The following is a 19,393-nucleotide window of genomic DNA, read 5'->3' on the forward strand; positions in this document are numbered from 1 at the left end:
GCCGAGGGGCTGTCGCCCGCCCCGCCCGCCGCCCGCCCGTCCGCGCCGCCGTTTCCCGAATTCACCCCCACATCCTGGGGGAGGTCGGGGAGTTCGGCGGTGGCCTCCCGCGTGCACAAAGGTAATCTGCATCCTTGTGAAGGCCGATCATTCCCCCTCACCGGCATGTGAATGCCGTGAATCACCGTCGGACCGGTCGTTGCCGGAACACCCCTGCGAGGCGGCGCTGGCGACCTATCGGCGTGCGCTGACCCAGGGCAGCCTGCCCGCCGGGGCGGCGCCCTCCTGCCTGCGGGCCCTGCACCTGGTGGTGGCCGACCCGGAATCGCCCGGACACCTCGTCCCCGTACCGCCGGAGACCGCCTCCGCCGCCGCGCTCGCCCCGCTGGAGGAGGCGATCGTCGAGCAGCGCCGCACGCTGCGGTCCGCCCACACCGCGCTCGCCGCCTTCGAGGGCCTGTACGCGGAGGTGCACCGCCAGGAGCGCCCCGCCCTCACCCGGCTCACGGGCGAGGCCGTCATCAACAAGGCGCTGGACGCCGGGGTCAGCGGCTGCCGCGCCGAGGTCCGCACCGCCCACCCCGGCGGCGGCCGGCCGGCCCACGTCCTGGCCGCCTCGCTCCCGCGCGACCTGGGCAACCTGCGGCGCGGCATCCGGCAGCGCACCCTCTACCAGCACACCGTCCGCTCCGACCGCGCCACCCTCGCCTACATCGAGCAGGTGACCGCCGAGGGCGCCGAGATCCGGACGGTCGCCGAGGTCGTGGACCGGTTCATCGTCTTCGACCGGGACCTCGCCTTCATCCCGTTCTCCGACGAACCGCACACCGCCCTGCGCGTCCGGCACCCGTCCCTGGTCCGCTTCCTGGCCCGCCACTTCGACGAGGCGTGGTCCCGCGCGGTCCCGGTCCGGCCCGAACGCGCACCGCTGCGCACCCCGGTGGTCACCTCCGACCTCCAACGCGCCATCCTCCAGGCCGTCGTGAACGGCGAGACGGACGCCGCCATCGCCCGCCGCATCGGCATGAGCCGCCGCAGCGTGGCCGAGCACATGCGCAAGGTCTCCGAGCAGTTGGGCAGCACCAGCCGGGCCCAACTGGGGTATCTGGTGGCGACGTCGGGCCTGCTGGACGGCTGAAGGCCCCCGCGCCCCACCGCCGTACGGCGGTGAAGGCCCCCGCGCCCCACCGCCGTACGGCGGCAGGGCGCCGGTGTGGGTCAGCGTCGTACGGGAGCGCCCGGCCCGGCCCGCGCCGGCCGCCGGGCGGCCCCGTCACCGCCGGGTCAGCCCAGGCCCGGCCCCCGCACCGGGATGCTGGTGAACGTCGGCGCGGGGGCCGGCTCGGTGAAGAAGTCGTTGCCCTTGTCGTCGACGACGATGAACGCGGGGAAGTCCTCCACCTCGATGCGCCAGACGGCCTCCATGCCCAGCTCCTCGTACTCGACGACCTCGACCTTCTTGATGCAGTCCTGCGCCAGGCGCGCGGCGGGCCCGCCGATCGAGCCGAGGTAGAAGCCCCCGTGCGCGTCGCAGGCGTCGGTGACCTGCTTGCTGCGGTTGCCCTTGGCGAGCATCACCTTGGAGCCGCCGGCGGCCTGGAACTGGGCCACGTAGCTGTCCATCCGGCCCGCCGTCGTCGGGCCGAAGGAGCCGGAGGCGTACCCCTCGGGCGTCTTGGCGGGACCGGCGTAGTAGACCGGGTGGTCCTTCAGGTACTGCGGCATCTCCTCGCCCGCGTCCAACCGCTCCTTGATCTTGGCGTGGGCGATGTCGCGCGCCACGACCAGCGGCCCGGTCAGCGAGAGGCGGGTCTTGACCGGGTACTTGGTCAGCTCGGCCAGCACCTCGTCCATCGGCCGGTTCAGGTCGATCTCCACGACGTCCCCGGCCTCGTCGAGGTGCTCGTCGGTGGTGTCGGGCAGGAAGCGCGCCGGGTCCGTCTCCAACTGCTCCAGGAAGACGCCCTCGGCGGTGATCTTCGCGGTGGCCTGGCGGTCCGCCGAGCAGGAAACGGCGATGGCGACGGGCAGCGAGGCCCCGTGCCGGGGCAGGCGCACCACGCGCACGTCGTGGCAGAAGTACTTGCCGCCGAACTGCGCGCCGATGCCGATCCGCTGCGTCAGCTCGAAGACCTTCTCCTCCAACTCCCTGTCCCGGAAGCCGTGTCCGGTGGGGGAGCCCTCGGTGGGCAGCTCGTCCAGGTAGTGGGCCGAGGCGTACTTCGCGGTCTTCAGGGCGAACTCGGCCGAGGTGCCGCCCACCACGATCGCCAGGTGGTACGGCGGGCAGGCCGCGGTGCCCAGCGAACGGATCTTCTCCTCCAGGAACCTCATCATGGAGGCCTCGTTCAGGACGGCCTTCGTCTCCTGGTAGAGGAAGGACTTGTTGGCCGAGCCGCCGCCCTTGGCCATGAAGAGGAACTTGTACGCGCCGCCGTCGGTGGCGTACAGCTCGATCTGGGCCGGGAGGTTGGAGCCGGTGTTCTTCTCGTCCCACATGGTCAGCGGGGCCATCTGCGAGTAGCGCAGGTTGAGCTTGGTGTACGCGTCGTAGACGCCGTGCGACAGGGCCTCCTCGTCACCGCCCTCGGTCAGCACGTTCTGCCCGCGCTTGCCCATGACGATCGCGGTGCCGGTGTCCTGGCACATCGGCAGGACGCCCGCGGCCGCGATGTTCGCGTTCTTCAGGAGGTCCAGCGCGACGAACTTGTCGTTGGAGGACGCCTCGGGGTCGTCGACGATCCGCCGCAGCTGCGCCAGGTGGGCCGGGCGCAGGTAGTGCGCGATGTCGTGCATCGCCTCGGCCGCCAGCGTGCGCAGCGCCTCCGGCGCGACCTTGAGGAACGTGCGCCCGTCGGCCTCGAAGGTGGAGACGCCCTCGGTGGTCACCAGACGGTACGGCGTGGTGTCCTCTCCCAGGGGGAGCAGATCGGAGTACGCAAACTCTGGCATGACGGGCCTTTTCCTCACTCGGCGACAGCGGCTGGCCTTCCTCGGGCAGCGCATCCCCCAGGGTAAGACGCCGCCCCGGCCCCGGACCTGTGAGGTGGGGCTCACCCCGGACGGCCCCGGCGGGCCGACGCGCCCCGTGCGCGGGGCGCGCCGGTCGAAGGGCTGGTCGCGATCTATCGCGTCTGGGTACGCTGGGCCGGTGGACCCCGAGAAGCAGCCCCAGCAGCCCGCCACACCGGCCGTGCCCGCCTACGCCGACGTCCCGGAAGGCGGCGGCCTGCGCGCCTCCGACGCCGACCGCGACCGGATCGCGGACATCCTGCGGGAGGCGATGGCCGAGGGCCGGCTGACGGCGGACGAGCACGCGGAGCGGATCGACCTGGTCTACCGGGCCAGGACCGTCGGCGAACTCCAGCCGCTCGTCCGCGATCTGCCCGCCTGTCCCGACCCCGCCGCCCAGCGCCGCGACCCCCGGACGTACGCCTACGGCCCCGCGGCCTCGGGCGAGCCCGTGGACAGCCTCGTCGCGGTCTTCAGCAGCGCGGTGCGCAAGGGGCGTTGGCGGGTCGGCGCCCGGACGAACGCCTTCTCGATCTTCGGCAGCGTCGAGATCGACCTCACCGAAGCGCTTTTCGGCCAACGCCTCACCGTCATCAACGCGACGTCCGTCTTCGGCAGCGTCGACATCCGGGTCCCGGAGAACATCTCGCTGCGCGGCAGCGGCACGGGGGTGCTCGGCAGCTTCGAGGTCAGGTCCCTCGAATCGGCCGATCCGGAAGCGCCGGTGGTCGTGGTGAACGGCTTCTCGCTGCTCGGCAGCGTCGAGGCGCGGCCCAAGCGGGGCACGTTCGTCGCGGACCTCCAGAAGCGGCTGCGCAAGCACCTCGGCCACTGAGCGCGGCGGGCCGGATGCCCCGCGCGTTCCGGCCAGAAGGGCGCGCGGAGGCGTCGCGGTGCGCCGCGCGCCCGTGCCACGCAGTGCTTAGGCGTACGCACAGCGGGTAGGGAGTGCTGCATCGACTCTCGCTCGCGAAGCCGTAGCCGTCGTCAGGAGTAGACCGTGCTGCAACCGCCGCATCAGCCCCTGCAGGTCGCCGCCGTTCCTGCCCAGCGGACCCCCGCCCGGGAGGACGAGGCGGGCCCCTGGCATTCGGAGGCGGCCTGCCGCCGTGACGAGGCGGGCCTGTTCTTCGCCCCGTCGAAGGAGCCGACCGCCGCCCGGCTGGCCCGCGAGGAGGCCGCCAAGCGGGTGTGCGCCCGCTGCCCGGTCATGGTGGAGTGCCGGGAGCACGCGCTGATGCAGCCCGAGCCGTACGGGGTGTGGGGCGGGCTCACCGCCGCCGAGCGCCGGGTGGCGCTGGCCCGGCGTCGGCGCCGCGACATCGAGCTGACGGCCGCGGCGACGGCCGACCGCATAGCCGCCGCCGGCTGAGCCCCGAGCGGAAGGCCGCGGGAAGCGGGAGAACGCGCGGGGTGCGGGAGCGGAGCGCCGCTCCCGCACCCCCGGCCGTTTCCCCGTACGTCACTGCCCCCGGTCGAAGTCGATGGCGCTGTACGCGCGCAGCTTCGACAGCCGGTGGGTGGAGGAGATCGTCCGGATCGTGCCGGACTTGGAGCGCATCACGATCGACTCGGTGCTCGCCGTCTCCGCGCGGTACCGCACCCCGCGCATCAGCTCGCCGTCGGTGATCCCCGTCGCCACGAAGAACACGTTGTCGCCGCTGACCAGGTCGTCGGTGGAGAGCACCCGGTCCAGATCGTGGCCCGCGTCCAGCGCGCGCTGCCGCTCCGCGTCGTCCTTGGGCCAGAGCTTGCCCTGGATCACACCGCCCAGGCACTTTATGGCGCACGCCGAGATGATCCCCTCGGGCGTACCGCCGATGCCCATGAGCAGGTCCACGCCGGTGCCCTCGCGGGCCGCCATGATCGAGCCCGCGACGTCGCCGTCCGAGATGAACTTGATCCGGGCGCCCGTCTCGCGGATCTCCTTGACGATGCCCTCGTGGCGGGGGCGGTCGAGGATGACGACGGTGACGTCCTCGGGGGTGGAGTTCTTCGCGCGGGCGACGCGCCGGATGTTCACCGAGACGGGGGCGTTGATGTCGACGAAGTCCGCCGCCTCCGGCCCCGTGACCAGCTTGTCCATGTAGAAGACCGCCGAGGGGTCGAACATCGCGCCGCGGTCGGCGGCCGCCAGGACGGCGATCGCGTTCGGCATCCCCTTGGCGTTGAGCGTGGTGCCGTCGATCGGGTCGACCGCGATGTCGACCTCGGCGCCGGTGCCGTCGCCGACCCGCTCGCCGTTGAACAGCATGGGCGCTTCGTCCTTCTCGCCCTCGCCGATGACGACGACGCCGTTCATCGAGACGGTCGAGACCAGGGTCCGCATGGCCTTCACGGCGGCGCCGTCCGCGCCGATCTTGTCGCCGCGGCCCACCCACCGCCCGGCGGCCATGGCGGCGGCCTCGGTGACGCGGACCAACTCCAGGGCCAGGTTGCGGTCGGGGGCCTCCGGGGAGACCTCGAGCTGGGACGGCAGATGATGCTCGGACATCGGAGCGCACCTTTCTGTACGGCGACGACCGGATATGAGGGTGCTGTGACTCTATCGGTAGGTCGATAAAATGAGCAGGGCGGGTCACGCATGAGCGCCGATGCGTCCACCGTCCTCCGGCGGCGTCGCGCCCGCCGGAAACCACCCCGCGCCCTGCCGCCCCACCCTGCGGCCGGGCGTGTCAGGGCGCGTGCCACCATGGACGCCGTGGCAAGCAAGCGAGGCAAGCAGACGGTCCGGGACATGTTCCTGTCGACCTTGGTGATCGCCGCCTGTGCCGGCGTCATCTACATCTTCATCCCGCACGACGAGAACGCCCAGCCGATGAAGGCCGTGGACTTCTCCGTGGAGCTGGCGACGGTGCGCACGGCCGCTCCCTACCCGGTGGCCGCCCCGGAGGGGCTGCCCGCGAAGTGGAAGCCGACGTCCGTCACGTACGACGTCGCCGCGGGCAAGGCCTGGCACATCGGCTTCCTCGACCCGGACGGCAAGTACGTCGCGGTCGAGCAGTCCACCGCCGCCGCGCGCACGTACATCCCCGAGGTCACCCGCGGCGCCGAGGACACCGGGACCGCCGAGACGGTCGCGGGCCGCTCGTGGCGGTACTGGGAGGGCTCGAAGTACGACGCCCTCGTCCTGGAGGAGAAGGGGCACACGACGGTGGTGACCGGTTCGGCCCCCAAGGCGAGCCTCATCGAGATGGCGGCGGCGCTGAAGACGCGGCCGGCCGCCCCGCAGGCCTCCTGACCCATCCCTCCCGCCCGGTAGGCGAAGGGCCCCGGACACCCGGAAGACACGGGTGGCCGGGGCCCTTCGCGTGCGCGCGGCACGGGCCGCGTGCCGTGCCGGCTCAGACGGTGGTGACGACCTCGTCGTAGGAGAGGCGCGGGCTGCGCGGGAACCAGGCGTCCTCGCCCGGCTTGCCGATGTTGACGACCATCAGCGGGGTGTGGTCGTCGTCCAGGAACTCCTTCTGGAGGCCCGCCGCGTCGTAGCCGTTCATCGGGCCGGCGGCCAGACCGGCGGCGCGGACGCCGATGATGAAGTAGGCGGCCTGGAGCGCGGCGTTGAGGCCGGCGGCGGACTCGCGGACCGAGCGCTCGGCGAAGAAGAGGTCCTTGACCTGCGGGAAGTGCGGAAGCAGCGCCGGAAGCTCCTCGTGGAACTCGTTGTCGGCGGCGAGGATCGCGACCAGCGGGGCGGCGGCGGTCTTGGGGCGGTTGCCCTCGGACATGTGCCGCACCAGGCGCTCGCGGGCCTCGGGGGAGCGGACCAGGACGACGCGCAGCGGCGACTGGTTGAAGGCGGTCGGACCGTACTTCACCAGGTCGTAGATGGCCTGGACCTGCTCGTCGGTCACCGGCTCGTCGGTGAAGGTGTTGGCGGTGCGCGCCTCGCGGAAGAGGAGGTCCTGGGCGGCGGGGTCGAGAACGAGGGACATCGGGGGCATACCTTCCGGAGGGCGAGGCTTGGTTACACGCCCGACCGTAGGCCAAGTTAGGTTAACTTTCAACTAAACCGGTGCGGTGTGACCCACGCAACACTCCGCGCGCCTTGCGCCAGGACGCCCCTCCTGTACCGGACCGGGCCCGCCGACCACCGCCGGGCCCGCCCGGACCGCCGACGGCCGAGCCGGGCGGCGGCACCTGTACGGGGCCGACCCCGCCGCTCCCCGCCCCGTGCGACCACCGGCGGACCGACCGCCCCGGCGAACCGGGCGGGACGGCTCAGCCGCCGGCGGCCGGGTCCGCGCCGGACGCGTCCGGACCGGCCAGCGCCGCGTCCAGCCGGGCGCGGGCGCCCTCCAGCCAGCGCCGGCAGACCTTCGCCAGCTCCTCGCCCCGCTCCCACAGGGCCAGCGACTCCTCCAGCGTGGTGCCGCCCGCCTCCAGCCGGCGCACGACCTCGATCAGCTCGTCCCGCGCCTGCTCGTACCCGAGCATGTCCGTCGCGGCTGCCGCCGCCGTACCGTCGTCCGTCATGTGGTCCACCCTAAGTGTGAGCTGCTACGACATCGCGGGCGTCGCCCACCGGCGGACGGCCCGCCCGCGGAGCGGTCCCCGCCCCGCCCGCCCCGCCGGTCCGGGGGAGCCGGTCACCCCTCCACCCGCACCGCGAACTCGCCCTCCGACACCCGCGCCCGAAGAAGCGCGCCGGGGGCCCCGGCCTCGTCGGGGGAGCGCACGACATGCCCGTCGGCGCGCTGGAGCACCGCGTACCCGCGCTCCAACGTGGCGGCGGGCGACAGCGAGACGACGCGGGCACGGGTGTGCGCCAGCTCCGAGTCGGCCCGGTCCAGCAGATGGCCCAGCACCCGGCGGCCGCGCCCGAGCAGCGCGTCGACCTCCGCCTCGCGCTCGTCCACCAACCGCTGGGGCCGCTCCATCGCGGGGCGGGCCAGCGCGTGCGCCAGCCCCCGCTCCTCCCGGTCCAGCATCCCCCGTACGGTCCGCAGCGCCCGGTCCCGCAACTGCTGGACCCGCTCCACCTCCTCGCCCACGTCCGGGACGACCTTCTTGGCCGCGTCGGTGGGCGTGGAGGCGCGCAGGTCCGCGACCAGGTCCAGCAGCGGGGAGTCCGGCTCGTGGCCGATCGCGGAGACCACCGGCGTACGGCAGGCCGCCACCGCCCGGACCACCCGCTCGTCGGAGAACGGCAGCAGGTCCTCGACGCTGCCGCCGCCCCGTGCCACCACGATCACGTCGACCTCGTCCAGCGCGTCCAGTTCCTCGATCGCCCGCACCACCTGGCTGACCGCGTTGACCCCCTGCACCGCGGCGTTGCGGACCTCGAAGCGCACGGCCGGCCAGCGGCGCCGGGCGTTCTCCAGCACGTCGCGCTCGGCGGCCGAGGCGCGCCCGCAGACCAGCCCGACGAGCTGCGGCAGGAAGGGCAGCGGCTTCTTGCGGTCCAGCGCGAACAGCCCCTCGGCGGCGAGCGACTTCTTCAGTTGCTCCAGCCGCACCAGCAGCTCGCCGATCCCGACCGGCCGTATGTCCGTCGCCCGCAGTGACAACTGGCCGCGCGGCGCGTACCACTCGGGCTTGGCCAGGACGACGACCCGCGCGCCCTCCGTCACCACGTCGGCGATCCGGTCGAAGACCTGCCGGAAGCAGGTCACGCTCACCGAGATGTCATGGGAGGGGTCGCGCAGCGTCAGGAAGACCACCCCGGCCCCCGGCCGCCGTGACAACTGGGTGATCTGCCCCTCCACCCAGATGGCGCCGAGCCGGTCGATCCACCCCCCGATGAGCCGGGAGACCTCGCCGACGGGCAGCGGCGCTTCCGCGGACGTGTTGAGAGCCATACGGGCGAGCGTATCGGCAGCCACCGACAAGAGCCCCGCCCCGCGCGCCCGGCCCCGGAGGCACGGGGGCCGCGGCCGCGGCCCCGCGCGCCGGACCCCGAGGCGCGGTCCGTGCACGGAGACCGCGGGCCCCCGTCGCCGTACACGGACCGCGCCCACGGAGAACGACCGGCAGGGCGGCCCCCGGCCCCCGTCGCCGTACACGGACGGCGCGCTACGCACCCGTACGCGCGCCCCGACCGCGTGCGCCGGGTCCGCCCACCGCTGCCCGCCGGTCCGGTCCGGTTCACCGCTTCCCGCCGCCCCCGCTCACCGCCGGGCCTGTTCACCGCTGGGCTCGTCCACCGCCTTCCGCCGGGCCCGGCTTCCCGCCGGTCCCGCTCACCGCTTCCCGCCGGTCCGCCGCCCCGTGCCCTGCACCGCCAGGACGACCAGCCCCGCGCCGAGCCAGCACACGCCCACGATCTGCGCGCTCGTCGTCGCCTCCACGATGACCGCGATCAGCACGCCCGCACCGACCACCGGGACCAGCACGTGCCGCCACCACACCGGCGGCCCCGCCATCCGGCGCACCGCGAACCAGCCGATCACCGATGCGTGCAGCAGCACGAACGCGGTGAGCGCGCCGATGTCCACCACGGAGACCAGGTGGTCCAGGCCGTCGTCGCGCCGGGCCGCCCACACCGCGGCCACCAGCGTCACGATCGCCGCCCCCAGCAGCGCCACGCGCGGCACCCCCGACGCCGGGTCGACCCTCGCGAGGAACGACGGCAACCGCCGCTCACGCGCCATCGCGAACACCAGGCGCCCGGCGGCGGCCTGCCCCGCCAGCGCGGCGAACGCCGCCCCGATGGCCTTGCTGACCGCCACCAGATCGTGCAGCCAGGTCCCCACCGAGGCGTCCACCGCGTCGTAGAACGCCGAGCCCTGCGCCGCCGGATCGGCCGCCAGCTCCGCCGAGGAGACCGGCTCCAGCAGCGCCGCCAGATAGGACTGCGCCACGAACAGGACCCCCGCCAGCACCAGGCAGCACAGCACCGCCCGCGCCACCTTCCGCGAGCCGCCCGTCACCTCCTCGGCGAACGAGGCGATCGCGTCGAAGCCGAGGTAGGAGAGCACCGCGATCGACACCGCGCCCAGCACCGCCGCGGCCGAGAACCCGGCGTCCCCGGTCAGCGGCGTCAGCCAGCCGCGCTGCGCCCCGTCCCGTACGAGGACGACCGCGGCCGACACCACGAACACCAGCAGCACCAGGATCTCCATCGCCAGCACCGCGAAGCCGACGCGGGCCGCCGCGCGTACGCCCCAGAGGTTGAGCAGCGTGGTCACCAGCACCGCGATCGCCGTCCACACCCACCGGGACACCTCGGGGACCAGCGCGTTCATCGCGATGCCGGAGAAGAGGTAGGCGACGGCCGGGATCAGCAGGTAGTCGAGCATCGCCATCCACCCGGCGATGAACCCCGGCCCCTCCCCGAGCCCCTTGCGGGCGTACGTGAAGACCGAGCCCGCCAGGGGGGCGACCCGGACCATCTGCGCGTAACTGAACGCGGTGAACGCCATGACGACGGTCGCCACGAGGTAGACGAGCGCCACCGCGCCGCCGGACTTCGCGTCCAGCGCCCCGAACACCCCGACCGGGGCCATCGGGGCGATGAAGAGGAGCCCGTAGACCACCAGGTCCTTGAATCCCAGCGTCCGCCGCAGCCCGCCCCGGTCCGTACTGCTCCCCGACACCGACGTCATCGACCCTCCATCACCGTCCGCCGCCCGTTGTCCGCGCGTCGCGACCAGTCTCCCGACCCGGCCGTCCTCGCGCCTGTTCGGCACGGCCTTACGATGGGACGCATGACTGCGACTCCTGCCCGCCGTGTCCTCCTCGCCGCTCCCCGTGGCTACTGCGCGGGTGTGGACCGTGCCGTGATCGCCGTGGAGAAGGCTCTGGAGCAGTACGGGGCGCCGATCTACGTCCGCCACGAGATCGTGCACAACAAGTACGTCGTGCAGACCCTGGAGAAGAAGGGCGCGATCTTCGTCGACGTGACCGCCGAGGTGCCCGAGGGCTCCATCGTGATGTTCTCCGCGCACGGCGTCGCGCCCACCGTCCACGCGGAGGCCGCCGAGCGCAGGCTCGCCACCATCGACGCGACGTGCCCGCTGGTCACCAAGGTGCACAAGGAGGCCGTCCGGTTCGCCAAGGAGGACTACGACATCCTCCTGATCGGCCACGAGGGCCACGAGGAGGTCATCGGCACCTCCGGCGAGGCCCCCGACCACATCACGCTGGTCGACGGCCCCGAGGACGTGGCGAACGTCGAGGTCCGCGACGAGTCGAAGGTCGTCTGGCTCTCCCAGACCACCCTCTCCGTCGACGAGACGATGGAGACGGTCGATGCCCTCAAGGCGAAGTTCCCGAACCTCCTCTCGCCGCCCAGCGACGACATCTGCTACGCCACGCAGAACCGCCAGGTCGCGGTGAAGAAGCTCGCGGAGGACGCCGAGCTGGTCATCGTGGTCGGCTCCAAGAACTCCTCCAACTCCATCCGCATGGTCGAGGTCGCCCTCGACGCCGGCGCCCCCGCCGCCCACCTGGTCGACTTCGCCCACGAGATCGACGAGGCGTGGCTGGAGGGCGTGACCACGGTCGGCCTGACCTCCGGGGCCTCGGTGCCGGACGTCCTGGTCGACGGCGTCCTGGAATGGCTCGCGGAGCGCGGTTACGCCGACGTGGAGACGGTGAAGACGGCCGACGAGTCGATCACCTTCTCCCTCCCCAAGGAGCTGCGCCGGGACCTGCGCGCCGAGGCCGCGGCCCTTTCGGCCGAGTAGGGCCGCCGCGCGCGGATCACGGTTCGGCCCGCAGTCGCGCAAGCCGCCCGAGCGCCCCGTACCGTGGGTTCCATGGAGATCTTCGGTGTGGACATCGGCGGCTCAGGGATCAAGGGCGCCCCCGTGGACCTGGACCGCGGCGACCTGGCTCAGGAACGCCACAAGGTACTGACACCGCAGCCGGCCACGCCCGCGGACGTGGCCGACTGCGTGGCCGAGGTCGTCGACCAGTTCGGCTGGTCGGGCCCGGTCGGCATCACGTTTCCGGGGGTGGTCACGGACGGCGTCACCCGCACCGCGGCCAACGTGGACAAGGGCTGGATCGACACGGACGCCCGCGCCCTGCTGGGCCGGCGGATCGGGCAGCCCGTGACGATCCTCAACGACGCGGACGCGGCCGGGGTCGCGGAGATGACGTTCGGCGCGGGCAAGGGCCGCAAGGGGACGGTCATCATGCTGACGTTCGGCACGGGCATCGGCAGCGCGGTCTTCACCGACGGCCGCCTCGTCCCCAACACGGAGTTGGGCCACCTGGAGCTGCACGGCCACGAAGCGGAGAAGCACGCCTCCACGAAGGCCAAGGACGACGAGGACCTGAGCTGGCACCACTGGGCCCACCGGGTCCAGAAGTACCTGCTCCACGTGGAGATGCTGTTCTCGCCGGAGCTGTTCATCATCGGCGGCGGCGTCAGCCGCAAGGCGGAGAAGTTCCTGCCGCTGATCGAGAAGGTCCGTGCGGAGCTGGTCCCGGCGCAGTTGCAGAACAACGCGGGCATCGTCGGTGCGGCGATGGCGGCGGCGAGCACGGAGCGCGCCGGGTCCTGACGCGGGACGCGCGGCGGCGTCGAGGGCGATCGGCGACGGCCGGTGGGGGCGGGCGCTGCCGCGTTGCGGGGCTTCGCAGTGGCGGGTCTCGGCGGCGCGCGTGGTCTTCGGGGCGTACCTGATCCTTGCGGTCTGCGCGGTCTGCGCGGTCTGCGCGGTCATCACGGTCTGCGCGGTCACCGCGGCCGTTGCCCGTTTCCGGGCGGCGGGGGTCGTTCCGGTTCTCGGGGTCCTTGTCCGTTTCCGGGCGGCGGGGTCCCTGCGGTCCTCGCCGTCTTCGGGGCGGTGCGGTCGTTGCGGCGGAACGGTCAGCGGGGTGCGCGGGTCGGCGGGGGAGGCGCCCCGGTCGGGGCGGCGGCCCGGTGGCCCCGCGCGGACGTCACGGCCGCTGGGGCCGCCGCGCGGCCCGTACGCCCGCCCCGGCCCGTACGGGCCGCGCGGCGGCGGGCTCCGGAACCGACGGGACCGGCGGACGCGGCCGGTCCCGCATCGCGCGCACCTTGCGTACGGAGACGATGAGGCCCGCGATCAGCGTTCCCCCGTAGAGCCAGCCGGCCTGGACGGCGAGGGCGGTCACCAGGCCCATGAGCTGCCCGCCGAAACCGTCCGCGCCCCCGGAGATCGGGAAGCTCCCGAAGGCGAAGGCGATGGGCACGCTGATCGGCGCGGTGACGAGGTCGGCGGGGCGGACCCAGAGCGCGGTCAGCGCGCTGACGGGCAGGAAGAGGAGCCCGTAGAACAGGGTGGAGCCGTCGAACAGCAACCGGTCCGCACAGCCCAGCACGACCATGGCGACGACCGCGAACAGCCCCGCGCCGATCGCGGTCAGCCGGGGATGGGGGAACCGCCGCAGCACCAGCGGCACGGGCGGCACCCGTCGCACCCGCCCGCCCGGCTTGCCGGCCGCGCGGTAGACGGCCGAACTCTCACCGAAGGCGCCACCCGGCGCGGCCGGTGCCGGTGCCGGCGGGGCGGGCGGGGCCTTCGGGGGCTGCCTGCGCTGCGGGGGTCGTGTCCTGTGCTGCTCCACCTGGACAACGTAGGTCGCCGGGCGGGAAGAAGCAGGCGAGGGACACGCGCTTTGGTCGACCTTGGCGTTGCGTTCGATGTCACACCAGCGGAAACCCGCCGTGTTCGGACCCGGCGGACACGGCTCGCGACGACACTGCGAGGGCGTTCGGCAAGGTCGTACGGGCCGGGGCGGGCAGGGATGGTGGGCCCGAGGGACGAGTGCGCGGTACCGGGGCGCTTGAGGCGCGGCGGGCACGAGCGGGCCGGGGGACGGTGGGCCCGAGGGAACCGAGCGGTGCGGGCAGACACGGGCGGGTAGGGGCGGCAGGCCCCGGCCGACACGGGCAGACACGGGTGGTGCGGGGCAGGAGTGGCGGGAGTGCCGGCTGGCACGGGTGGTGCGCGGCGGGAAGCGGCGGCAGGCCCCGGCCGGCACGAGCGGTTCGGACAGGCACGAGCGGTTGGCGGGCGGGGAGGGCGGCAGGCCCCGGCGGGCGGCCCGGCGGGCTTCGGTGGACCCGTACCGGGGCGGGCGCGCCCGCCCGTAAACTGGAGAATCGGTCCACTCCGGGACCGGCCCGCGCAACCGGGCCGGGCCAGGACGCCCCTGACCCTCTCCTCACTCCAGGAAGTCGCCAAAGTGTCGCTCACGATCGGAATCGTCGGTCTGCCGAATGTCGGCAAGTCGACCCTGTTTAACGCCCTGACCAAGAACGACGTGCTGGCGGCCAACTACCCGTTCGCCACGATCGAGCCGAACGTCGGCGTGGTCGGCGTCCCGGACCCGCGCCTGAACAAGCTCGCGGAGATCTTCAACTCCCAGCGCCTCCTCCCGGCGACGGTCGACTTCGTCGACATCGCCGGCATCGTCCGGGGCGCCTCGGAGGGCGAGGGCCTGGGCAACAAGTTCCTCGCGAACATCCGCGAGTCCGACGCGATCTGCCAGGTGATCCGGGCCTTCAAGGACGAGAACGTCGTCCACGTCGACGGCAAGGTCTCGCCCAAGGACGACATCGAGACGATCAACACCGAGCTGATCCTCGCCGACCTCCAGTCGGTGGAGAAGGCCGTCCCGCGCCTGACGAAGGAGTCCCGCCTCCAGAAGGAGAAGGTCGCGGTCCTGGCCGCGGTCGAGGAGGCGCAGAAGATCCTGGAGTCCGGCCAGACCCTCTTCGCCGCCGGCATCACGGCGGGCACGGAGAAGGGCAGGCTCCTGCACGAGCTGCACCTGCTCACCACCAAGCCGTTCCTCTACGTCTTCAACGTGGACGAGGACGAGCTGGTCGACGAGGACTTCAAGAACGAACAGCGCGCCCTGGTCGCCCCCGCCGAGGCCATCTTCCTGAACGCCAAGATCGAGTCCGAGCTGATCGAGCTGGACGACGACGAGGCCCTGGAACTGCTCCAGTCCATGGGCCAGGAAGAGCCCGGCCTCGCCACCCTCGGCCGCGTCGGCTTCGAGACCCTGGGCCTCCAGACCTACCTCACGGCAGGCCCCAAGGAAGCCCGCGCCTGGACCATCAAGAAGGGCGCCACGGCCCCGGAGGCGGCCGGTGTGATCCACACCGACTTCCAGAAGGGCTTCATCAAGGCCGAGATCATCTCCTTCGACGACCTCGTCGAGACCGGCTCGGTGGCCGAGGCCCGCGCCAAGGGCAAGGCCCGCATGGAGGGCAAGGACTACGTCATGCAGGACGGGGACGTGGTGGAGTTCCGCTTCAATGTGTAGTGGGTGGCATATCACTACGTCGCTGTTCTAGTAAACACGCAGGTCAGATAGGGTCCGACTCTTCGGAGTCGGACCCTTGGTTTTTTTCCGTGCTGGGATGGTGCTGGGATGGGATGGGATGGGAACGCCCGTGCTGGGTTTCGGAGGGTGGGCTGTCCGGTACGACGGGTGGGTAAAAGGAGAGCCCATCCACACGCTTTCCTCACGGCCTCATGGCCGAGTATGGAAACAAATCTGCACCCGCCCGACGTTGTTGATCTCCTAGCCGAGGGGGAAGTCGGGGCGTGAAGCTGTTCCACACAACGAAAAACGGCGCGACTGAGGTCACGCCGCGTCTTGCCGACATCGAGACGGATGTGCAGAGTCTCGTCGAGGCGCACATGGGAGACGATGCTGGGGTGCGTTTCCTGGCCAGCGAGTACGTCATCGACTGCGTCGACGGAGGGCGGATCGACTCGTTCGGTCTCGACGTGAATGGTGCGCCCGTGATCGTTGAGTACAAACGCGGCACGGACGCCGGCGTGATCAACCAGGGCCTCTCTATTACCTGTCGTGGCTCACCCGGCACCGGAGCGCTTTCGACAGCCTGTTCCGCGACAGGCTTGGAGTGCAGACCACGGCCCAGGTCCTGTGGAGGGCTCCCCGCCTGATCTGTGTCGCCGGCGACTTCGCTCGCTACGACGCGCACGCTGTGCGCGAGCATCGTCGCAGCATCGATCTGGTCCGTTACCGGTACTTCGGCAGCGATCACGTCAACCTGGAGACGGTGGTCTGGGTTGGTGCTCCCTTGGCACGATCGTCTTCGCCGCCCACGAAGGGACCGGCGAACCCGAGAACCACGTAAGCACTCCCAGGGCCGCTGGGTCGACGCCAACGCCATCCCCGAGGAGTTCGTGGGTGCCGGAAGTCTGGCTGGACGGCAGCGTGAGCGTCACGCTCCAAGGCCCCGCACTTCTCGCCTGGGCCGGCTGCGAATGAGACTGTGCAGGCCAAGCTACAGCAGACGGTAAGCGGTTACGACGTCTGGGACATCCTGGGTACAGCTTCGCTCTTCGGGGCAAAGCCCAGAGATGCTGGTGCCCCGCGTTCTCGCCACGTAAGTCAGAAGGGGCCGGGTCTAGCAGCATCCGTCCTCTGGTGCATCCATGGGACAAAGTGCGGTGTCAAGCCGCAGCGGGTGGTCGTGCCGAGCCCGACTGCGCTAGCCAGCGCCACTGGGCACGCTGCACGACGTGTTAAGCCTTTACTCAACTACCTGCGCAGGCCCTTGGGCTTGCGCTACTGTTTAAGTTGACGTGTTTCGTGACGAGGTGTGAGGGTTGGGATGTCCGAGGTTATCTCAAGTAATGAGCTGATTCCAATCGAGAGTCAGACAAAGACCATACAGACTTGTTTCCAACAATGCCTGTATGAGGTTCCCAACTTTCAGCGGCCTTACAGTTGGTCCCAGGATCAACTCATCGATTTTTGGGACGATGTCATCTTGGCGAAGGGGGATTTCTTCTTCGGGTCCACGGTTACGTGGGTGAGCGAGAAGAGGGATCTTTTCAATGATACGTACTCGATCATTGACGGCCAGCAGAGACTGACCACAAGTGCAATTCTTCTATCTGTTGTGCGTGACGCATTCCGTGGAGTGGCCGCCAAAAACGGTGATGTCGAGAATTTTGATGCGGATGTAGCGGATAGCCAGGCGGTTGTCACGCAGAAATACCTGATGGTCAGGGACGACGACGGAAATGGTTATCCCGTTTTGCGTCGACCTGAGAATATGTTCTATGAGGTCATTCAAAATCCGAATGCCATTCCATCTGGAGCGAAGTGGAATGTGAGTGCTAAGCGAATCGGAGAGGCTCGAGACTTCTTTGAGGAAAAGGTTCTTGCTGAGCTCAAAGGATTGACGCCGCATGAGCAGGTTGAGCGCCTCAAGTCCATAAGGTCAAACGCCTTGAAGGCACGTGTGATCCAAGTTGAGTTGGCGTCTGAGGAGGACGGATTTCTGGTCTTTGAGACGCTGAATACACGCGGGGCGGACTTGCGGCTTTCAGACCTCGTAAAGAACCTGCTGATCCGCGGGGGTGCCACGGAGGTTGATGATCGAAAGGCGATCGCGGGGCGCTGGGAACGAATCGTCGATCGTGTTCAGCTGGGTCGTGTGAGTGCGGATGTTGTGGATAGGTTCATTTGGCAATCCTGGAACTCCCGGCGAGAGGCGGTGAAGGAGCCGGAACTGTTCAAGGAAATTAGTCGCATTGTGGCCGCCAGTGCAGCCGCACACCTCTCCTATCTAGAGGAACTTGAAGGAGATGCGGAAACCTATGAGTGGCTAGAGTCTGAGAATGTGCAGGTTCATCCGAAGAGTGCTGGGGTTCGCAATGCCTTCGCGATCCCGGAATTCGTAGACAGTGTTCGTGCGCTTGCGATCTTTAATGTCACTGTAGCCAACTCGACGGTCCTCGCCGTAGCTCGCAAGTTCCGAGAAACGAGATTGATCAAGCAGGCGCAGGTCGTTGAAGTCTTGAGACTCGTTGAATCTTTCCATTTTCAATATAACGCACTAACGAATAGTGGTTCGACTGGTGGCACGCGTGGTCGGTATAATCGCTTCGCTGTTCGACTGGAGGGCGCTACGTCTGCCCGTGACGTCGCGATGGCCATCGAGGACCTGAAGGTAAAGCTTCGTGCGAGTCTGCCCGATCGCGCGAGAGCTCACCAAGCGTTTTGTTCGTTGTTCTATGCGCCCTCGCTTCAGTTGAACTTGGCGCAGAAGCTCCGAGCTCGCAAGATCTTCATCGCTTACGTGCTGATGTCGTTTGCGAAGTTGGAACGCCTGCTGCCGGCGGGGCAGAACCTCACGACGTGGTCGATCGAGCACATTAAGCCACAATCAACGGCATCGGCCGACTATCGCGATCCGGTCTACTCGATAGGCAATCTGACACTCCTCACTGATCGCCTCAACAGTTCCCTTGGAGATGCCCCGTTGTCATCCAAGGTGAAGGAGCTCAAGAAGGGGAGGGCATACTTCGATTCAGAACTCGCCGCGTGGGAGGCGAGTGGTGTGGATTCGCCGACTGCTGCCCAGATTGAGGTGAGGTCGCGTTTCCTGGCGAACGACGCATTGGACCGAGTTTGGAAGCTATAAGTACAGGCGGTTCGCGTGAGTCGGAAGGGAGTGCCCAGGTGGCCTCGTAGGGGCAGAATAGTTACGAGGAAGCGAGATGTCCCGGACTGGAATAATTTTTACGACTCTCGCACTGTGAGTCACCGCCGCCTGACTGATTGTTATGGGTGCGTATCATCCAGGGCGGCGTGATCGCGGAACCCCGCTTTGTGGGGAACTGGTGCGAGCGGCTTCAGCTCGGAGTCGGTGATCGCGGCCGCGTCGTGGATGAGGTGGCGGGCGAGTGTTCGGCTTGTGGTTACTCGGGCCGCAGGGCACGACGGCCTTTTAGGCCGCGATAGCGCTGGTGGTCCGAGTCCTTCCTCGCCACGTAGCGCTCGATCACGTAGCTATAGGTGCGTTCCGAAAGTGAATCAAGTTAGTGTGCCCCGATGACAGAGACGCAATGGTGCCGCCATGTAGGCTCACCTGGCAGCGACTCCGACGAGAAGTCGACATTGCTCACGTTCTTGCACTACGTCCGTGAAGCGGTGGTTGTGAAGGCGCAGGGCTTTGATGACAGGCAGGGGCGAGCGCCTGGGGTGCCCTGTGGCACCAGCGTTGTCGGCCTGGTCAAGCACCTGACGGCGGCGGATCTTTACTGGTGCGCCTGGGTCTTCGAGGGTGCCGATGTCGAGCATTCGGATTTCAGCATGGATCTCGCCGAGGGTGAGACCGTGGACAGTCTTCTTGCCGCCTACCTCGGTGCCATTGAACGGTCCAACGAGATCATCAAGCGTTGTAACAACTTGAACCAGCCGTTCCGCCTTCGTTGCCCTCGGCAACAACGGCTCCAGTACCGACCACTGTTCATTCGTGGGATCTCACCGCGCCATGAACCATAAATATCCATCACCAAGATCCACTTTCGATACACGGCCTAAGGGCTGTCCCGCAAACACTGGACGGGTTGCACCCAGGTGAGACGCGGGATACCCGCGAGCCTCCGACAGGGCATCTGTGGCAGCCTGCCGACATGCCATGGGAACTCAAAGAGCACGCAGGTCGCCACTATGCCGTCGT

At 69.7% G+C, this 19,393-nt stretch carries 16 protein-coding genes and 2 pseudogenes; 11 read left to right on the top strand and 7 right to left on the bottom strand.

All coding sequences use genetic code 11. The features are described 5' to 3' along the window. Window positions 1-136: 136 nt before the first annotated feature. Window positions 137-1,138, top strand: coding sequence for a LuxR C-terminal-related transcriptional regulator (locus ACZ6EJ_RS09730; protein ID WP_469265815.1), 1,002 nt, complete (start codon window positions 137-139; stop codon window positions 1,136-1,138). 146 nt (window positions 1,139-1,284) lie between these two features. On the opposite strand, the gene ACZ6EJ_RS09735 is transcribed toward ACZ6EJ_RS09730, so the two are convergent. Continuing rightward, a complete protein-coding gene (locus ACZ6EJ_RS09735; protein WP_469265816.1) occupies window positions 1,285-2,952 on the bottom strand; it encodes a fumarate hydratase in 1,668 nt (555 codons plus the stop codon). Between the two features lie 199 nt (window positions 2,953-3,151). Here ACZ6EJ_RS09735 and ACZ6EJ_RS09740 point away from each other — a divergent pair, with 199 nt between their 5' ends. Next, a complete protein-coding gene (locus ACZ6EJ_RS09740; RefSeq protein ID WP_469265818.1) occupies window positions 3,152-3,847 on the top strand; it encodes a DUF1707 SHOCT-like domain-containing protein in 696 nt (231 codons plus the stop codon). A gap of 165 nt (window positions 3,848-4,012) precedes the next feature. Continuing rightward, complete coding sequence (locus ACZ6EJ_RS09745; protein ID WP_469265820.1) at window positions 4,013-4,384, top strand: WhiB family transcriptional regulator; 372 nt, start codon at window positions 4,013-4,015, stop codon at window positions 4,382-4,384. 90 nt (window positions 4,385-4,474) lie between these two features. On the opposite strand, the gene glpX is transcribed toward ACZ6EJ_RS09745, so the two are convergent. Then, window positions 4,475-5,506: a class II fructose-bisphosphatase gene (gene glpX / locus ACZ6EJ_RS09750; protein ID WP_469265822.1), complete on the bottom strand. Its 1,032-nt coding sequence runs from the start codon at window positions 5,504-5,506 to the stop codon at window positions 4,475-4,477. A 198-nt stretch (window positions 5,507-5,704) separates the two neighbouring features. On the opposite strand from glpX, the gene ACZ6EJ_RS09755 reads away from it, so the two are divergent. Beyond that, complete coding sequence (locus ACZ6EJ_RS09755; RefSeq protein WP_469265824.1) at window positions 5,705-6,253, top strand: DUF4245 domain-containing protein; 549 nt, start codon at window positions 5,705-5,707, stop codon at window positions 6,251-6,253. A 103-nt stretch (window positions 6,254-6,356) separates the two neighbouring features. Here the strand turns inward: ACZ6EJ_RS09755 and ACZ6EJ_RS09760 are convergent, their stop codons facing one another. From ACZ6EJ_RS09760 to ACZ6EJ_RS09775, 4 genes are all read right to left on the bottom strand, one after another. Then, window positions 6,357-6,947, bottom strand: coding sequence for a malonic semialdehyde reductase (locus ACZ6EJ_RS09760; RefSeq protein ID WP_469265826.1), 591 nt, complete (start codon window positions 6,945-6,947; stop codon window positions 6,357-6,359). 286 nt (window positions 6,948-7,233) lie between these two features. After that, window positions 7,234-7,488 carry an exodeoxyribonuclease VII small subunit gene (locus ACZ6EJ_RS09765; protein WP_469265828.1) on the bottom strand — a complete coding sequence of 85 codons (255 nt, stop codon included), beginning with the start codon at window positions 7,486-7,488 and terminating at the stop codon, window positions 7,234-7,236. A gap of 113 nt (window positions 7,489-7,601) precedes the next feature. Further along, complete coding sequence (gene xseA / locus ACZ6EJ_RS09770) at window positions 7,602-8,813, bottom strand: exodeoxyribonuclease VII large subunit (protein WP_469265830.1); 1,212 nt, start codon at window positions 8,811-8,813, stop codon at window positions 7,602-7,604. 381 nt (window positions 8,814-9,194) lie between these two features. After that, entirely contained in the window at window positions 9,195-10,559 is a 1,365-nt protein-coding gene (locus ACZ6EJ_RS09775) for an APC family permease (RefSeq protein WP_469265832.1), read from the bottom strand. 93 nt (window positions 10,560-10,652) lie between these two features. On the opposite strand from ACZ6EJ_RS09775, the gene ACZ6EJ_RS09780 reads away from it, so the two are divergent. Together ACZ6EJ_RS09780 and ppgK are read left to right on the top strand one after the other, a co-directional pair. Further along, window positions 10,653-11,642: a 4-hydroxy-3-methylbut-2-enyl diphosphate reductase gene (locus tag ACZ6EJ_RS09780; RefSeq protein WP_469265833.1), complete on the top strand. Its 990-nt coding sequence runs from the start codon at window positions 10,653-10,655 to the stop codon at window positions 11,640-11,642. A 72-nt stretch (window positions 11,643-11,714) separates the two neighbouring features. After that, window positions 11,715-12,467, top strand: coding sequence for a polyphosphate--glucose phosphotransferase (ppgK, locus tag ACZ6EJ_RS09785; protein ID WP_469265835.1), 753 nt, complete (start codon window positions 11,715-11,717; stop codon window positions 12,465-12,467). 379 nt (window positions 12,468-12,846) lie between these two features. Here the strand turns inward: ppgK and ACZ6EJ_RS09790 are convergent, their stop codons facing one another. Next, window positions 12,847-13,497: a DUF6542 domain-containing protein gene (locus tag ACZ6EJ_RS09790; RefSeq protein WP_469265836.1), complete on the bottom strand. Its 651-nt coding sequence runs from the start codon at window positions 13,495-13,497 to the stop codon at window positions 12,847-12,849. Between the two features lie 621 nt (window positions 13,498-14,118). Here ACZ6EJ_RS09790 and ychF point away from each other — a divergent pair. From ychF to ACZ6EJ_RS09815, 5 genes and pseudogenes are all read left to right on the top strand, one after another. After that, window positions 14,119-15,207 (top strand): redox-regulated ATPase YchF, encoded by a 1,089-nt coding sequence (gene ychF, locus ACZ6EJ_RS09795; RefSeq protein WP_469265838.1) that lies wholly within the window; start codon window positions 14,119-14,121, stop codon window positions 15,205-15,207. A 380-nt stretch (window positions 15,208-15,587) separates the two neighbouring features. Next, a pseudogene (locus tag ACZ6EJ_RS09800) lies at window positions 15,588-15,991 on the top strand (transporter); the annotation flags it as partial. An 8-nt stretch (window positions 15,992-15,999) separates the two neighbouring features. Next, window positions 16,000-16,217: pseudogene (locus tag ACZ6EJ_RS09805) on the top strand (hypothetical protein); the annotation flags it as partial. Between the two features lie 314 nt (window positions 16,218-16,531). Next, window positions 16,532-18,352, top strand: a complete 1,821-nt coding sequence (locus ACZ6EJ_RS09810) for a DUF262 domain-containing protein (protein WP_469265839.1) — start codon at window positions 16,532-16,534, stop codon at window positions 18,350-18,352. A 410-nt stretch (window positions 18,353-18,762) separates the two neighbouring features. Next, window positions 18,763-19,215 (top strand): mycothiol transferase, encoded by a 453-nt coding sequence (locus ACZ6EJ_RS09815; protein ID WP_469265840.1) that lies wholly within the window; start codon window positions 18,763-18,765, stop codon window positions 19,213-19,215. Window positions 19,216-19,393 lie beyond the last annotated feature (178 nt).

The organism is Streptomyces sp. NPDC041970 (genome assembly GCF_055588985.1).

Coding starts and splice junctions, on each gene's coding strand:
- ACZ6EJ_RS09735 (WP_469265816.1), bottom strand. CDS start 2,952: ATGCCAGAGTTTGCGTACTCCGATCTGCTCCCCCTGGGAGAGGACACC.
- glpX (WP_469265822.1), bottom strand. CDS start 5,506: ATGTCCGAGCATCATCTGCCGTCCCAGCTCGAGGTCTCCCCGGAGGCC.
- ACZ6EJ_RS09755 (WP_469265824.1), top strand. CDS start 5,705: ATGGACGCCGTGGCAAGCAAGCGAGGCAAGCAGACGGTCCGGGACATG.
- ACZ6EJ_RS09760 (WP_469265826.1), bottom strand. CDS start 6,947: ATGTCCCTCGTTCTCGACCCCGCCGCCCAGGACCTCCTCTTCCGCGAG.
- ACZ6EJ_RS09765 (WP_469265828.1), bottom strand. CDS start 7,488: ATGACGGACGACGGTACGGCGGCGGCAGCCGCGACGGACATGCTCGGG.
- xseA (WP_469265830.1), bottom strand. CDS start 8,813: ATGGCTCTCAACACGTCCGCGGAAGCGCCGCTGCCCGTCGGCGAGGTC.
- ACZ6EJ_RS09775 (WP_469265832.1), bottom strand. CDS start 10,559: ATGACGTCGGTGTCGGGGAGCAGTACGGACCGGGGCGGGCTGCGGCGG.
- ACZ6EJ_RS09780 (WP_469265833.1), top strand. CDS start 10,653: ATGGGACGCATGACTGCGACTCCTGCCCGCCGTGTCCTCCTCGCCGCT.
- ppgK (WP_469265835.1), top strand. CDS start 11,715: ATGGAGATCTTCGGTGTGGACATCGGCGGCTCAGGGATCAAGGGCGCC.
- ACZ6EJ_RS09810 (WP_469265839.1), top strand. CDS start 16,532: ATGTCCGAGGTTATCTCAAGTAATGAGCTGATTCCAATCGAGAGTCAG.
- ACZ6EJ_RS09815 (WP_469265840.1), top strand. CDS start 18,763: ATGACAGAGACGCAATGGTGCCGCCATGTAGGCTCACCTGGCAGCGAC.